The following is a 15339-nucleotide window of genomic DNA, read 5'->3' as shown; positions in this document are numbered from 1 at the left end:
CCCAGGCGCCCTTCCCGGCCTTCGGGTGCTCCCCGGCAGCCGTCTTGGCCTTCAGGGGCTCCCCCGGCGCCCCGCCCGGTCCTCCGGTCCTCGGCTCAGTGCTTGCGGCGCCGGCCCCTTCCGGCCGTCGCGGGGGCGGGCCGTGCGCCGGGTCCCGCCGCGGCGGAGATGGTGGACGGGGCTCCGGACGGGCCGGGTACGGCTCCGGACGCGCTCGCGGCCGGGGTTCCACGGGCCGGACGGTCGGCCGAGACCACCAGCGCGGCCAGTGCCGTGGTGACCGGCACCGAGGCGACGAGCCCGATGGAGCCCACCAGCGTGCGCACGATCTCCTCGGCCACCAGCTCGCTGTTGGCCACCGTGCCCACACTGCTCTGGGCGATCGAGAACAGCAGCAGCAGGGGCAGCGCGGCACCGGCGTAGGCGAGGACCAGGGTGTTGACCACGGAGGCGATGTGGTCGCGGCCGATACGGATGCCCGCCCGGTACAGCCCGCGCCAGCCCATCGACGGGTTGGCCTCGTGCAGCTCCCAGACCGCCGACGTCTGGGTCACCGTCACGTCGTCCAGCACGCCCAGCGAGCCGATGATGACACCGGCCAGCAGCAGACCGCTCATGTCGATCGACGGATACAGGCCGTGGATCAGCCCCGTGCTGTCGTCGGTGTTCCCGGTCAGCGCGGCCCAGTCGATGAACTCCGAGCCCAGGAAGCCGATCAGCATCAGCGAGACCAGCGTGCCCAGCACGGCGACCGAGGTCCGGGCGGACAGGCCGTGGCACATGTAGAGCGCGATGAGCATGATCGCGCTCGCCCCTACGACCGCCACCAGCAGCGGGTTGGAGCCCTGGAGCACCGCCGGGAGGATGAACAGCGTCAGCACCAGGAAGCTCACCGCGAGCGCCACCAGCGCCATCACCCCGCGCATCCGGCCCACCACCACGACCGCCAGCGCGAAGACACCGGCGAGCAGGGCCATCGGGAACGCGCGGTTCACATCGGTCACCGAGTACTGGAGGTCCTTCGGTGCCGAGGGCTCGTAGGCGACCACGACCTTCTCGCCCAGGTGCAGTTGGCGGGACTGGTCGGGCTGCACGATCTCGGTGAACGTACGTCCGCTGTCCTTGCCGGTGTCCACCCGCACCGTCGCCCGGTGACACGTCCCTCTCGACCCGCCCCGCGCCGGATCGCCGCCGGGGGAACCGCCCGAGGCGTCACCGGCCGGGGTGCCGCCGCCCGAGGCGTTCACGGACGCGCAGTCGATGGCGGTCACCGCGCTGACGGTTGCCTGCTGGGTCTGCCGGTCGAACCCGACCCCGGTGCGCTGGTGCGGAGGCGCACCGCCGGGCCAGAGCAGCACCAGGCCGACCACGACCGCCGCCGTGAAGGGGATCAGGATCGCCGCGATGACCTTGCGCAGATGCTTCGAGACCGGAGCGGCGGGGCCGTGACTGTGGCTGTGCCCATGCCCATGCCCGTTTCCGGCCCCATGCCCGTGTCCGTGTCCGGCCCCGTTCCCGTGCCCGTTCCCCTGACCGTGGTCGTGCCCCTGACCTGCGTCGTCGCCACGCGGAGGCTCGGAAGGGGAGTGCGGGAACTGTTCCATCGTGGTCACCGACCGATCATCGCAAGAACGAAGGGGGCCCTCTGGTCACCGCGCCCGGGTTGACGCTAGCGTGGAGGCACCTTTGCACACGCGGGAGCTCGGAGCACCGGGCTGAGAGGGCGCTGACCTCCGTAGTGGCGATGTTTCACGTGGAACGTCCGACGTTCCGCGCGAAGCACGTCGTACGGACATCGCTGCGCCGACCGCCGAACCTGTTACCGGGTAATGCCGGCGTAGGGAGTAGGTCTCATGACCAACAAGGACGCACGCACGCCTGCCTCCGTTCAGGACGACACGTCCCCGGAGTCCGGCTCATCCATCGGCTGGCACAAGGCGTACGTCGGGGGCAGCCGCCCCGATCTGCGGGTGCCGGTCCGTCAGGTCCACCTCACCAACGGGCAGTCGGTCACGCTGTACGACACCTCCGGCCCGTACACCGATCCGGGGATCGACACCGATGTCCGCCGGGGACTTCCGCCGCTGCGGGAGAACTGGATCATCGCGCGCGGCGACACCGGGGAGTACGCGGGCCGACCCGTACGGCCCGAGGACGACGGCGTCAAACACACCTCACCACGCGGCGGACTGCGCAATCTGGACGCCGTCTTCCCCGGCCGCCCGCGCCAGCCGCGCCGGGGCCGTCCGGGGGAGCCGGTGACCCAACTCGCGTACGCCCGGCGGGGCGAGATCACCCCGGAGATGGAGTTCGTGGCGCTCCGGGAGGGCGTCGAACCCGAGGTGGTCCGCGCCGAGATCGCGGCCGGGCGGGCGGTGCTGCCCGCCAACGTCAACCACCCGGAGATCGAGCCGATGATCATCGGCAAGCGGTTCCTGGTGAAGGTGAACGCCAACATCGGCAATTCCGCCGTCACTTCCTCCATCGAGGAGGAGGTGGAGAAGATGACCTGGGCCACCCGCTGGGGCGCCGACACGGTCATGGACCTCTCCACCGGCCGGAACATCCACACCACCCGCGAGTGGGTGCTGCGCAACTCCCCCGTGCCGATCGGCACCGTGCCGCTCTATCAGGCGCTGGAGAAGGTGGACGGCCGGGCCGAGGAGCTGACCTGGGAGATCTACAAGGACACGGTCATCGAACAGGCCGAGCAGGGCGTGGACTACATGACCGTCCACGCCGGGGTACGCCTGCCGTACGTGCCGCTCACCGCGCGGCGCAAGACCGGCATCGTCTCGCGCGGCGGCTCGATCATGGCCGCCTGGTGCCTGGCCCACCACAGGGAATCGTTCCTCTACGAGAACTTCGAGGAACTCTGCGAGATCCTCGCCGCCTACGACGTCACGTACTCGCTGGGCGACGGGCTGCGGCCCGGGTCCATCGCGGACGCCAACGACGAGGCGCAGTTCGCGGAACTCCGCACCCTCGGGGAACTCAACCGGATCGCCAGGCGTTTCCAGGTACAGACGATGATCGAGGGTCCGGGACACGTCCCGATGCACAAGATCAAAGAGAACATCGACCTTCAGCAGGAGATCTGCGATGAAGCTCCGTTCTATACGCTCGGCCCGCTGACGACCGACGTCGCACCGGCCTACGACCACATCACCTCCGGCATCGGCGCCGCGATGATCGCCTGGTGGGGCACGGCGATGCTCTGCTACGTCACGCCCAAGGAGCACCTGGGCCTGCCCGACCGGGACGACGTGAAGACCGGGGTCATCACGTACAAGATCGCGGCCCACGCGGCGGACCTCGCCAAGGGGCATCCCGGTGCGCAGGAGTGGGACGACGCGCTGTCCGACGCCCGGTTCGAGTTCCGGTGGGAGGACCAGTTCAACCTCGCGCTGGACCCGGACACGGCACGGGCGTTCCACGACGAGACGCTGCCCGCCGAGCCCGCCAAGACGGCCCACTTCTGCTCCATGTGCGGGCCGAAGTTCTGCAGCATGAAGATCTCGCAGGACATCCGGCGCACCCACGGGGCGAGCCAGGAAGAGATCGAGGAGGGCATGGCGCGCAAGTCCGAGGAGTTCGCGGCCTCGGGCAACCGCGTCTATCTGCCGCTGGCCGACTGAGACCGGCCGCAGCCCCGGAGACCCACGGCCTCCGGGCGCGGTCCGGCTCAGTCCGGCTGGTGCTCCGGGCCGCCGAAGTCCGGGCTGCTGTAGTCGGGGCTGGAGAACCGGGGCCGGTCGGGCTCGGCGCCGTCGTCCGGGCTGCTGAAGCCCGGACGGCCGTAACCGAGACGGGGCATGCGGCCGGTCGCCGGTGACTCCGGGCCGGAGCGGTGCGGCGCGCCGGTGCCGGGGTCGGCCAGCGCGTCCCGCAGGAAGGGCAGGATGCCCCGCTCCAGCAGGGCGTCCCGCCAGGCGTCGCGGGCGCGGGCCACCTCCTCGCTCGCCCGGTCGTGGACCGCGGCGCGCGCCGAGGGGCCGTTGCGCAGGGCGGTGATCAGCAGGCCCGCACCGGCCAGCAGGATCGCGGCGGCGGCGATGGCGCCGAACACCCAGCCCGCGGTGAGCATGCTCCGGGCGAACGCCTGCTGCGGTGCGACCGCCCGCAGGACGTAGCCGACGAGCAGGAAGATCGCGGCGGCGGCCCCGGCGAGGACCGGTGCCAGCACCGCGACCACGGCGACGGCGCCCGCGCCCGCGGGTGCGGGCGCCGCGCCGAGCGTGGCGGCGAGCCCGAGCACGCCCCCGTCGGTCCCGGCGGGTCCGTACGCGGCGTCGGACCCGCTGTCGGTGCCGGGACCGGGCTCGGCGGTGGCCGGGGCCGTCGCCGGGGCGGGCTGGCGGAGGTCGGTGCGGACCTTGACGTAGTGCTGGTACTCGGCCGACGCGGCCGAGGTGATGAGGGTGGTGGCGCTCAGCGCCATCGCGCGCAACTGCGCGGAATCCAGCCGCTGTCCGACAGCGGCCAGTTCCGGGCGGTGCGGGGCGGAGCGCAGCGCCTCGTCGAGGAGCCGCTCGAACTCCTGGCGGTCCTCGTTCAGCAGGTGCTGCGGAACGCTGTTCATGTGCATCCCCCGATGCTCCGTAGGGCTGGGGGCTCGCACGGCGGCGAGCCGTCGGGCAGAAACGGAGGGGAGCCTGCTACGGATAAGCCGATGGTAGAGCCGTCACCGCGCACGGTGACAGGGGGTTGCGGGAAATTGCCGTCCGGCCCGCACCCGCGGGCGCGGGCCGGACAGCCGGTGCGGAACGGTCAGTTCTGGAGCGGGAGTTGCTCCACGAGCAGCTTCCCGGCCATCGTCACGCCGCCGTCCATGCCGATGGCGAGGCCGCCCGCGTAGACGTGCGGTCCCTCCACGACGGGCCGCGCGTGCTCCTCGCCGTCCTCGGAGCCGACCTCGCCGAGCAGATAGGGGATCGGGCTGTGGCCGTGAACGACCCGAGTACCGCCGTACGTATCCAGCAGGGACCGGACGGCCTCGGTGCCGCCCTCGTCCCGGAAGGAGAAGCGCTTGGTGAACTTGCGGAACAGGTCCCAGACCTCGTCCGGGTCGTTGCGGGTGAGCGTCTCGCGGACGGTGTCGTTGACCGCCTCGATCGAGTCGCCGTAGTCGAGATAGGCGGTGGTGTCGGAGTGCAGCAGCAGATGGCCATCGACGGATTCGACGGCGTCCAGCCGGGCCATCCACTGCAGATGGTGGTCCTGGAGGCGGTCCATGTCGCTGCGCTGGCCGCCGTTGAGCAGCCAGGCGGCCTGGAAGGTGGCGGTGCCCGCACCGGAGTTGACCGGGGTGTCCCCGAACCGGCGGGCGCCGAGCAGCAGCAACTCGTGGTTGCCCATGAGGGCCTTGCAGTAGCCGCCGGCCGCCGCCGCCTCGGCGGACAGCCGCATCACGAGGTCGATGACACCGATGCCGTCCGGGCCGCGGTCGGTGAAGTCACCGAGGAACCAGAGCCGGGCGGTGCCCGCGGACCACTGGCCCGCCGCGTCGATCAGGCCCTTCTCGGCCAGCGCGGCGAGCAGTTCGTCCAGGTAGCCGTGCACGTCACCGACGACGAACAGCGGTCCGGGACCGCCGTCCGGCTGTGCCTCCGGTACGGCGGGCGCGGGTTCGACGGGCACGTCGAGCGTGTCGTCCCGGCTGATCACGGGCAGGTCGCGCTGGGTCGGGGTGTACCCGTCGTCCAGCGGTGGCACGGCGTCACCGGGATGGGTGTGGGCGTACGGACCGGTCTCGCCCACGTACGCGGGTACCCGGAAGTCGCGCACCGTGGCCGTGTGCTCCGCATCGGGTCCCTGACCGGCCCCCTGAGTCATCAGACCCCTCCACCATCCCGCCGCTGCTGCACCGCGCGGGACTGCCTGGTCGCAGCGGCCCCTCGGTGTCGTGCGCCCATCATAGGAACGCGTGTCGCGCCGTGTGATGACCCAGGGGTGGTCAATCGGCGCGGGACTCCGGTTCGCCGCGGCTTTCGCCCCGTTTGGGCCGGGGTTCGGGCGGCTGCCCCACCGGGTCGGCCGGTGGACGCCCGCGCCGGGGACGGTCGCGTCCGGGGCGGGCGTCCTGTTCCGCTACCCCTCTTCCGGGGTGCGCGGCGGGCTGACGGTGGTGCGTGGCGGACGGCGCTGGGAGGAGGTGCGCACGATCAGCTCGGTCGGTATCACCTGCTCGACCGGTTCGTCGGCGGCGACACCTTCGATGGCGTCGATGAGTAACTGGATCACCGCCGTGCCGATCCGGCGCGGCTTCAGCGAGAGCGTGGTGATCGGCGGCTCGGTGCCCGCGTATCCGGTGGACTCGCTGCAGCACACCAGCAGCAGGTCCTCGGGGACGCGCAGGCCGTAGCGGCGGGCGGCGGCGAGCAGGTCGGTGCCGTTGGGGTCGAAGAGGCCGTAGACGGCGTCCGGCCGGTCGGGCCGGGCGAGCAGCCGGTCGGCGGCGACCGCCCCGGCGCACGGGTCGTGCGCGGGGTACGCCTCGTAGACCGGGTCCTGGCCCACGCGTTCGCACCAGCGCAGGTAGGCGGTGGTGGACAGATGGGTGTACGTGTCCGTCGTGGTGCCGGTGAGCAGGCCGATCCGGCGGGCGCCCGCGTCGGCCAGGTGGTCCAGGATGCCGAGCACGGCGGCCTCGTGGTCGTTGTCCACCCACGCGGTGACCGGCAGCGTGCCGCCCGGACGCCCGTCGGAGACGACGGGCAGCCCCTGCCGGACGAGTTCGCTGACCACCGGGTCGTGGTCGGAGGGGTCGATGACGACCGTGCCGTCCAGCGCCACGTTGGACCATACGTCGTGCCGGGAGGTCGCGGGCAGGATGACCAGGGCGTAGCCGCGGGCCAGTGCCGCCGAGGTGGCGGCGCGCGCCATCTCCGCGAAGTACGCGAACTCGGTGAAGGTGAAGGGTTCGTCCCCGTACGTCGTCACGGTCAGGCCGATCAGTCCCGACTTGCCGGTACGGAGGGTGCGGGCGGCGGCGGAGGGGCGGTACCCCAGCCGGTCGGCCACCTCGCGGACATGGCGGCGGGTGGCGTCGGGGAGCCTGCCCTTGCCGTTGAGGGCGTCGGAGACGGTCGTGATGGAGACGCCGGCGGCGGCGGCCACGTCCCTGATGCCCGCCCTGCCCGGCCGGCCGGCTCGGCGTGAGGTTTCCGCGCGGCTCACCTGATGCTTCCCTGCTGCTGTCATGGCCAGCCGATAGTAGGGCGACGGCGGTGGGGTAGGGCGGACGCATATGCACGCGTTGACAGGCACGTTTCTGCATGGCCAGAAGTGGTCAACTACCTTAGAAAGAAAGTCAGTTGGGCGTACTTGTGCCAGGACGTGGTGTGTCGGCGCGGATGGGCCTGCCGAGGGTCCCATGTTTCGAAGAGGTCTCAACTCACCTTCACGGGGGATGCGCGCCACGGCGCGAACCACCGGCGCGTAGATATATGTGCGACGCGCCCCCCTTACGTAGGGCTTCGGGGGGTGATGCCCTTGTTGTTCCTGTGGCGCATGAGGTTCGCATCTCTCCCTGCGCACCTGTTCGCACGGGCGGTGAATCCTCTTAGGGTGTGGAGTAATGGGAAGCCGGCGCTTCGACGGTCCGCCGGTGGTCGTGAGGAGGACTGCGGTGAGCGAGACGAGCCCCAAGCTGCGCGCCGAGCTGGAGAGTATCCCCACCTACAAGCCGGGGCGGCCCGCCGCGACGGACGGCCCGGTCGCGTACAAGCTGTCCTCCAACGAGAACCCCTATCCGCCGCTGCCGGGGGTGATGGAGCGCGTCACGGCGGCCATCGCCCACTTCAACCGCTACCCGGACATGGCGTGCGGCGCCCTGATGAGCGAGCTGTCCGACCGGTTCGGGGTGCCGGCGTCGCATCTGGCGACCGGCACCGGCTCGGTGGGCGTCGCCCAGCAGCTCCTTCAGGCCACCTGCGGCCCCGGTGACGAGGTGATCTACGCCTGGCGCTCCTTCGAGGCGTACCCGATCATCACGCAGATCAGCGGGGCCCGGTCGGTGCGGGTGCCGCTCACGCCCGGCGATGTGCACGACCTGGACGCGATGGCGGACGCGATCACCGACCGCACCCGGCTGATCTTCGTCTGCAACCCGAACAACCCGACCGGCACCGTGGTGCGCCGGGCGGAGCTGGAGCGCTTCCTCGACCGGGTGCCGTCGGACGTGCTGGTGGTACTGGACGAGGCGTACCGCGAGTTCATCCGCGACCCCGAGGTGCCCGACGGCGTGGAGCTGTACCGGGAGCGGCCGAACGTCTGCGTGCTGCGCACCTTCTCCAAGGCGTACGGCCTGGCCGGTCTGCGGGTCGGTTTCGCCATCGCCCACGAGCCGGTGGCGGCGGCGCTTCGCAAGACCGCTGTGCCGTTCGGGGTGAGCCAGATCGCCCAGGAGGCGGCCATCGCCTCGCTGCGCGCCGAGGACGAACTCCTCGGCCGGGTCGGCTCGTTGGTCTGCGAGCGCGACCGCGTGGTCGAGGCGCTGACCACGCAGGGCTGGACAGTGCCGGAGACGCACGCCAACTTCGTCTGGCTGCGGCTGGGGGAGCGTACGACGGTGTTCGCGGAAGCCTGTGACGCCCACGGGGTGACGGTCCGGCCGTTCGCCGGGGAGGGCGTGCGCGTGACGATCGGGGAGACCGAGGCGAACGACATCTTCGTGAAGGTGGCGGAGGCGTTCAGCCGGGAGGGCTGAGCGGACGCGCCCACGAAGGGCGCGGGAGGCGGGTACGACGGCAAGGCCGTGTGCGCGCCGAGGAGTTGAGGCCCCGCCTGGTGCGGGGCCTTTTCCGTGCGCGGGGGCGTGTAAGTGCGCAGGCCGGGGGACGAGGGGGCGCGGGGCGGGGTGAGACCGGTGCGGGCGCGTTTCACGTGAAACCGGGACCCGTACCCCCGTACCCCCCGGCCCGTGCTCCCGGTGGCCGGAAGGGGACCCCCTGTTCGGGCGCCGAAAACGTGTGCGCCATAATGGCTTGTGAATGTGAACGCTTTCACAAGCGCGTCCCGTTCGTCCTGCCCTGGGTGGGGCAAAGCGGGGCGAACCGCCGTTCACGCGGCGGAGTAAGGAGTCTGAGACGTGGACCTGGCTTTGGCGCCGGAGACGCTGGCGCGCTGGCAGTTCGGCATCACCACCGTCTACCACTTCCTGTTCGTCCCGCTGACGATCTCGCTGGCCGCGCTCACGGCCGGGTTGCAGACCGCCTGGGTGCGCACCGAGAAGGAGAAGTACCTCCGGGCCACGAAGTTCTGGGGCAAGCTCTTCCTGATCAACATCGCGATGGGTGTCGTCACCGGCATCGTGCAGGAGTTCCAGTTCGGCATGAACTGGTCGGCGTACTCGCGCTTCGTCGGGGACATCTTCGGTGCCCCGCTGGCCTTCGAGGCCCTGATCGCGTTCTTCTTCGAGTCCACCTTCATCGGCCTGTGGATCTTCGGCTGGGACAAGCTCCCCCAGCGGATTCACCTGGCCTGCATATGGATGGTGTCGCTCGGCACGATCCTCTCCGCGTACTTCATCCTGGCGGCCAACTCCTGGATGCAGCACCCGGTCGGCTACCGCATCGACAAGGCGCGGGGGCGGGCCGAACTCACCGATTTCTGGGCGGTGCTGACCCAGAACACCGCACTCGCCCAGGCGTTCCACACGCTCACCGCCGCCTTCCTGACCGGTGGGGCGTTCATGGTCGGGATCGCCGCCTACCACCTGTCCCGCAGGCGGCACATCCGGGAGATGAAGACCTCGCTGCGGCTCGGCCTGGTGACCGTGGTGATCGCGGGGCTGCTGACGGCGGTCAGCGGGGACACGCTCGGCAAGGTCATGTTCAAGCAGCAGCCGATGAAGATGGCCGCCGCCGAGGCACTCTGGGACGGGCAGCAGCCGGCGCCGTTCTCGATCTTCGCGTACGGGGATGTGCGGAAGGGCCACAACACCGTGGCCGTCGAGATCCCCGGGCTGCTGTCCTTCCTGGCCAACGACGACTTCTCCTCGCGGGTGCCCGGCATCAACGACGTGAACAAGGCCGAGCAGCAGAGGTTCGGGCCGGGCGACTACCGGCCGAACATCCCGGTCGCGTTCTGGGGCTTCCGCTGGATGATCGGCTTCGGGATGTCGTCCTTCGCCCTCGGGGCGGCCGGACTCTGGCTGACCCGGCGGAAGTTCCTGCTCCCCGAGCACCTCCGGGTCGGTGAGGACGAGGTGCCACGGCTGGTGCTGTTCCGGAGGAAGGCGCTCGGCGAGAACCTGACCCGGTGGTATTGGCGGCTGGCCGTGTGGACACTCGCGTTCCCGCTGATCGCCAACTCCTGGGGCTGGATCTTCACCGAGACGGGCCGTCAGCCCTGGGTGGTCTACGGCGTGCTGCGCACCCGTGACGCCGTCTCCCCCACCGTGTCCCAGACCGAGGTGCTGACCTCGCTGCTCGTCTTCACCGCGCTGTACGCCGTGCTCGCCGTTGTCGAGGTCCGGCTGCTCCTGAAGTACGTCAAGGCAGGGCCGCCCGAGCTGACCGAGGCCGACCTCGCCCCGCCCACCAGGATCGGCGGCGACAGCGCGGACGCCGACAAGCCGATGGCCTTCTCCTACTAGGCAGCGAGGGAACTGTCATGCAACTGCACGATGTCTGGTTCGTCCTCATCGCCGTCCTGTGGACCGGCTACTTCTTCCTGGAGGGCTTCGACTTCGGAGTCGGTGTCCTCACCAGGCTCCTCGCCCGGAACCGGCCCGAGCGCCGGGTGCTGATCAACACCATCGGGCCGGTCTGGGACGGCAACGAGGTGTGGCTGCTCACGGCGGGCGGCGCGACCTTCGCCGCCTTCCCGGACTGGTACGCCACCCTCTTCTCCGGGTTCTACCTGCCGCTGCTCGCCGTCCTGGTCTGTCTGATCGTGCGGGGCGTCGCCTTCGAGTACCGGGCCAAGCGGCCCGAGGAGAGGTGGCAGCGCACCTGGGAGACGGCCATCTTCTGGACCTCGCTGATACCGGCGTTCCTGTGGGGCGTCATCTTCGGGAACATCGTCCGGGGCGTCCCACTGGACCGGCACTTCGAGTACGCGGGCACCCTCGGGGACCTCTTCAACCCGTACGCCCTGCTGGGCGGGCTGGTGACGCTCACGCTGTTCACCTTCCACGGGGCGGTGTTCACCGCGCTGAAGACCGTGGGGGACATCCGGCGGCGGGCGCGGGGCACGGCCCGTTGGCTCGGGCTGGTCACCGCCGTGTCGGCCGCCGTCTTCCTGGTCTGGACACAGGCCGACAAGGGCGACGGCGGGAGTCTGGTCGCGCTGGTCGTGGCGGTGGCCGCTCTCGTGATGGCGCTGGTGGCCAATCAACTCGGCCGTGAGGGATGGGCGTTCGCGCTGTCCGGGCTGACCGTCGCGGCGTCCGTGGCGATGCTGTTCCTGTCGCTCTTCCCGGAGGTCATGCCGTCCACGCTGGACCCGGCGTGGAGCCTGACGGTCACCAACGCCTCCTCCAGCCCGTACACGCTCAGGATCATGACGTGGTGCGCGGCCATCGCCACCCCGCTGGTGCTGCTGTACCAGAGCTGGACCTACTGGGTCTTCCGCAAGCGCATCGGCATCCAGCACCTCGCGGTGGACGCCGCGCACTGAGTCCTCCGAGCGGGTGTTTCACGTGAAACACCCGCTCCGGGCCGAAGGGCATGTTTCACGTGAAACCGATCGATCCGCGCCTGCTGCGTCACGCACGCGCCACCCGTTTCTTCCTGCTGGCCGTCGTCGGGCTCGGCGCGGCCGGGGCCGGGCTGCTGGTGGCCCAGGCCACGCTGATCGCCGATGTGGTGGTCGGGGCCTTCCAGCACAGCCGGTCCGTGACCGAACTCCGTACGCCGCTGGTGCTGTTGGTGGTGGTCGCGGTCGGCCGGGCGGTGGTCGCCTGGCTCACCGAGCGGGCGGCGCACCGGGCGAGCGCGGCGGTGAAGTCGGAGCTGCGCGGGCGGCTGCTGGAGCGGGCCGCCGCGCTCGGGCCGGGGTGGCTGAGCGGGCAGCGCACCGGGTCGCTGGTGAATCTGGCGACGCGCGGTGTGGACGCCCTGGACGACTATTTCTCCCGCTATCTGCCGCAGTTGGGGCTGGCGGTCGTCGTGCCGGTCGCGGTGCTGGCGCGGATCGTCACCGAGGACTGGGTGTCGGCGGCCATCATCGTCGGCACGCTGCCGCTGATCCCGCTGTTCATGATGCTGATCGGCTGGGCCACCCAGTCCCGGATGGACCGGCAGTGGCGGCTGCTGTCCCGGCTGTCCGGACACTTCCTGGACGTGGTCGCCGGACTGCCCACGCTGAAGGTCTTCGGCCGGGCCAGGGCGCAGGCGGACGCCGTCCGCCGGATCACCGGGGAGTACCGGCAGGCGACCATGCGGACGCTGCGGATCGCCTTCCTCTCCTCCTTCGCGCTGGAGTTGCTGGCCACGCTGTCGGTCGCGCTGGTCGCCGTCACCATCGGCATGCGGCTGGTCCACGGCGACCTGGATCTCTCCGTGGGGCTGGTGGTCCTGGTGCTGGCGCCGGAGGCGTATCTGCCGTTGCGCCAGGTCGGGGCGCAGTACCACGCGGCGGCCGAGGGGCTGGCGGCGGCGGAAGAGATCTTCGCCGTGCTGGAGACCCCGGTCCCGGCCGCCGGAACCGGTCAGGTGCCGTCCGGTGCCCTGGTCCTCGACGGGGTCACCGTCCGCCACCCGGGCCGCGCGGACGACGCCGTCTCCGACGTGTCGCTGACGGTCCGGCCGGGTGAGACCGTGGCCCTGGTAGGGCCGAGCGGCGCGGGGAAGTCCACGCTGCTGGACGTCGTCCTCGGCTTCGTACGGCCCGTGCGCGGGCGGGTGCGGGTCGGGGGCGCCGATCTCGCCGGGCTCGACCTCGCGGAGTGGCGCTCACGGATCGCGTGGGTGCCGCAGCGTCCGCATCTGTACGCGGGGACGGTCGCGGAGAACGTACGGCTGGCCCGGCCGGGCGCCGACGACGGTGCCGTACGGCGTGCGCTCGGGGACGCGGGGGCACTGGAGTTCGTGGACGCGCTGCCCGACGGCGCGGAGACGGTGCTCGGGGAGGACGGCGCCGGGCTCTCCGCCGGGCAACGGCAACGGCTGGCGCTGGCCCGCGCGTTCCTCGCCGACCGGCCGGTGCTGCTGCTGGACGAGCCGACGGCCGCGCTGGACGGGGAGACCGAGGCGGGCGTGGTGGCGGCGGTACGGCGACTCGCGGCCGGTCGTACGGTCCTGCTGGTCGTGCACCGTCCGGCCCTGCTCGACGTGGCGGACCGCGTGGTCCGGCTCCGGCCGCAGGAACCGGCGGCGGTGCGGGAGCTGCCCCGGCGGGCCGAGCGGGCGGGGTCGGCCGAGCCTCAAGTCTCCGCCTCCGCCGACCCCTTCGGCCCGGGCGCTCCGGCTCCGGTGGCCCGGCACCGTACGACCGGCGCCCGGATCAGGGCGCTCGCCGGGGGACTGCGGGGGCGGCTGCTGCTCGCGCTGCTGCTGGGCGCGCTGGCGCTCGGCAGCGCGGTCGGGCTGACGGCGACCTCCGGGTGGCTGATCTCGCGGGCCGCGCAGCAGCCGCCGGTGCTCTATCTGATGGTGGCGGTCACCGCGACACGGGCGTTCGGCATCGGGCGGGCCGTCTTCCGGTACGCGGAGCGGCTGGTGTCGCACGACGCGGTGCTGCGGATGCTGGCCGACACACGGGTCGCGGTGTACCGGCGGCTGGAGCGGCTGGCCCCGGCGGGGCTGCGGTCGGCGCGGCGCGGTGATCTGCTGACCCGGCTGGTCGCGGACGTGGACGCGCTGCAGGACTACTGGCTGCGCTGGCTGCTGCCCGCCGGTGCCGGGGCCCTGGTGTCGGCCGGTGCGGTCGCCTTCACCGCGTGGCTGCTGCCGGAGGCCGGTGCGGTCCTCGCGGCCGGACTGCTCGCGGCCGGGGCCGGGGTGCCGCTGCTCACCTCGGCCGTGGCCCGGCGCACCGAGCGGCGGCTCGCCCCGGCGCGCGGGGTGCTCGCCACCCGGATCACCGACCTGCTCACCGGCACCGCCGAACTGACCGTCGCCGGTGCACTGCCGGAACGCACGGCGGCGGCGCGGCGGGCGGACGGCACGCTCACCCGGATCGCCGCGCGCGCCGCCTCCGTCACCGCGCTCGGTGACGGGCTCACCGCGCTGCTGTGCGGGCTGACCGTCGCCGCCACCGCGCGCTACGGCGTCCAGGCCGTGGCCGCCGGGCGGCTCACCGGGGTGGCGATGGCCGTGGTGGTGCTGACCCCGCTGGCCGCGTTCGAGGCGGTGCTCGGGCTGCCGCTCGCGGTGCGGTACCGGCAGCGGGTCGGGCGCAGTGCGGAGCGGGTCCACGAGGTACTGGACGCGGTCGAGCCCGTACCCGAGCCCGAGCGGCCACGGCCTGCGCCCGCCGCGCCGTTCCCCGTGGTGCTGCGCGGGCTGACCGCGCGGTACGAGGGGAGTGGGCGGGACGCGCTCACGGGCGTCGATCTCACGCTGGAGCGGGGGCGGCGGGTCGCGGTGGTCGGGGTGTCCGGGTCGGGCAAGACGACGCTCGCGCAGGTGCTGCTGCGGTTCCTCGATCCGGTCGCCGGGGCGTACACCCTTGCTGGGGTTCCCGCGTCCGCGCTGGCCGGGGACGACGTGCGGCGGTTGGTCGGGCTGTGTGCCCAGGACGCGCATCTCTTCGACAGCACGATCCGGGAGAACCTGCTGCTGGCCCGCCGGGACGCGACCGAGGGGGAGCTGTTCGACGCGTTGGGGCGGGCTCGGTCGGCGGAGTGGGTGGCGCAACTGCCCGAGGGACTGGACACGTTCGTGGGGGAGCACGGGGCCCGGTTGTCCGGGGGGCAGCGGCAGCGGCTCGCGTTGGCTCGGGCGTTGCTCGCGGACTTTCCCGTGCTGGTGCTGGACGAGCCTGCCGAGCATCTGGATCTGGGGACCGCGGACGCGTTGACCGTGGATCTGCTTGCCGCTACCGAGGGGCGTACGACTGTGCTGATCACACATCGGGTTGCCGGGCTGGAGGCGGTGGACGAGGTGGTTGTGCTGGACGGGGGGTGTGTTGTCCAGCGGGGGACTTACGCGGAGCTGGTCGCCGGTCCGGGGGTGTTCCGGGAGATGGTGACGCGTGAGGGGGTGGCGGGGGCGTTGGTGGGGTGAGTCCGGCTTGTTGGGGGTGCGGGGCGTTGCGGGTGCTCGGTCGCCCGGAGTTCATGGGCATCCGGTACTGAGGGCCGTGCCCGCCCGTGCCGCCCTGCGGCATGCCTGCCCGCAGCAGTGCGGTACGTCTGGCTGCGGTGGTAGGCGGTAGCAGTGGGGCATG

General features: G+C 71.8%; 9 protein-coding genes. 5 read left to right on the top strand and 4 right to left on the bottom strand.

From position 1 onward, the window contains the following. Positions 1 to 95: 95 nt before the first annotated feature. On the bottom strand, positions 96 to 1613 hold the full coding sequence (locus tag KUM39_RS10540; RefSeq protein ID WP_217785214.1) for a YibE/F family protein: 1518 nt from the start codon (positions 1611 to 1613) through the stop codon (positions 96 to 98). Positions 1614 to 1853: 240 nt separating this feature from the next. On the opposite strand from KUM39_RS10540, the gene thiC reads away from it, so the two are divergent. Next, positions 1854 to 3638 (top strand): phosphomethylpyrimidine synthase ThiC, encoded by a 1785-nt coding sequence (thiC, locus tag KUM39_RS10535; RefSeq protein ID WP_246619908.1) that lies wholly within the window; start codon positions 1854 to 1856, stop codon positions 3636 to 3638. A gap of 47 nt (positions 3639 to 3685) precedes the next feature. On the opposite strand, the gene KUM39_RS10530 is transcribed toward thiC, so the two are convergent. From KUM39_RS10530 to KUM39_RS10520, 3 genes are all read right to left on the bottom strand, one after another. Further along, positions 3686 to 4588 carry a hypothetical protein gene (locus KUM39_RS10530; protein WP_217785213.1) on the bottom strand — a complete coding sequence of 301 codons (903 nt, stop codon included), beginning with the start codon at positions 4586 to 4588 and terminating at the stop codon, positions 3686 to 3688. A gap of 182 nt (positions 4589 to 4770) precedes the next feature. Further along, entirely contained in the window at positions 4771 to 5835 is a 1065-nt protein-coding gene (locus tag KUM39_RS10525) for a metallophosphoesterase (protein ID WP_217785212.1), read from the bottom strand. 255 nt (positions 5836 to 6090) lie between these two features. Then, on the bottom strand, positions 6091 to 7203 hold the full coding sequence (locus KUM39_RS10520; protein WP_217785211.1) for a LacI family DNA-binding transcriptional regulator: 1113 nt from the start codon (positions 7201 to 7203) through the stop codon (positions 6091 to 6093). Positions 7204 to 7630: 427 nt separating this feature from the next. Here KUM39_RS10520 and hisC point away from each other — a divergent pair, with 427 nt between their 5' ends. The 4 genes from hisC (at position 7631) to cydD (ending at position 15176) form a co-directional block, all read left to right on the top strand. Further along, the gene (gene hisC / locus KUM39_RS10515; RefSeq protein WP_217785210.1) at positions 7631 to 8710 is read left to right on the top strand and encodes a histidinol-phosphate transaminase; all 1080 of its coding nucleotides are present in this window, start codon (positions 7631 to 7633) and stop codon (positions 8708 to 8710) included. Between the two features lie 381 nt (positions 8711 to 9091). Continuing rightward, complete coding sequence (locus tag KUM39_RS10510; protein ID WP_217785209.1) at positions 9092 to 10600, top strand: cytochrome ubiquinol oxidase subunit I; 1509 nt, start codon at positions 9092 to 9094, stop codon at positions 10598 to 10600. Between the two features lie 17 nt (positions 10601 to 10617). Continuing rightward, entirely contained in the window at positions 10618 to 11625 is a 1008-nt protein-coding gene (gene cydB, locus KUM39_RS10505; RefSeq protein WP_217785208.1) for a cytochrome d ubiquinol oxidase subunit II, read from the top strand. A gap of 59 nt (positions 11626 to 11684) precedes the next feature. Further along, positions 11685 to 15176 (top strand): thiol reductant ABC exporter subunit CydD, encoded by a 3492-nt coding sequence (gene cydD / locus KUM39_RS10500; protein ID WP_217785207.1) that lies wholly within the window; start codon positions 11685 to 11687, stop codon positions 15174 to 15176. Positions 15177 to 15339 lie beyond the last annotated feature (163 nt).

This window comes from Streptomyces corallincola (genome assembly GCF_019104725.1).
Classification (GTDB): Bacteria; Actinomycetota; Actinomycetes; order Streptomycetales; family Streptomycetaceae; genus Streptomyces; species Streptomyces corallincola.
Note: the sequence above shows the minus strand (reverse complement) of the source record. Positions and strands in the feature narration are given on the sequence as shown.

Excerpts from the sequence above, each read along its gene's own strand:
- KUM39_RS10525 (WP_217785212.1), bottom strand. The coding sequence starts at position 5,835 with ATGACTCAGGGGGCCGGTCAGGGACCCGATGCGGAGCACACGGCCACG.
- thiC (WP_246619908.1), top strand. The coding sequence starts at position 1,854 with ATGACCAACAAGGACGCACGCACGCCTGCCTCCGTTCAGGACGACACG.
- cydB (WP_217785208.1), top strand. The coding sequence starts at position 10,618 with ATGCAACTGCACGATGTCTGGTTCGTCCTCATCGCCGTCCTGTGGACC.
- KUM39_RS10520 (WP_217785211.1), bottom strand. The coding sequence starts at position 7,203 with ATGACAGCAGCAGGGAAGCATCAGGTGAGCCGCGCGGAAACCTCACGC.
- KUM39_RS10530 (WP_217785213.1), bottom strand. The coding sequence starts at position 4,588 with ATGCACATGAACAGCGTTCCGCAGCACCTGCTGAACGAGGACCGCCAG.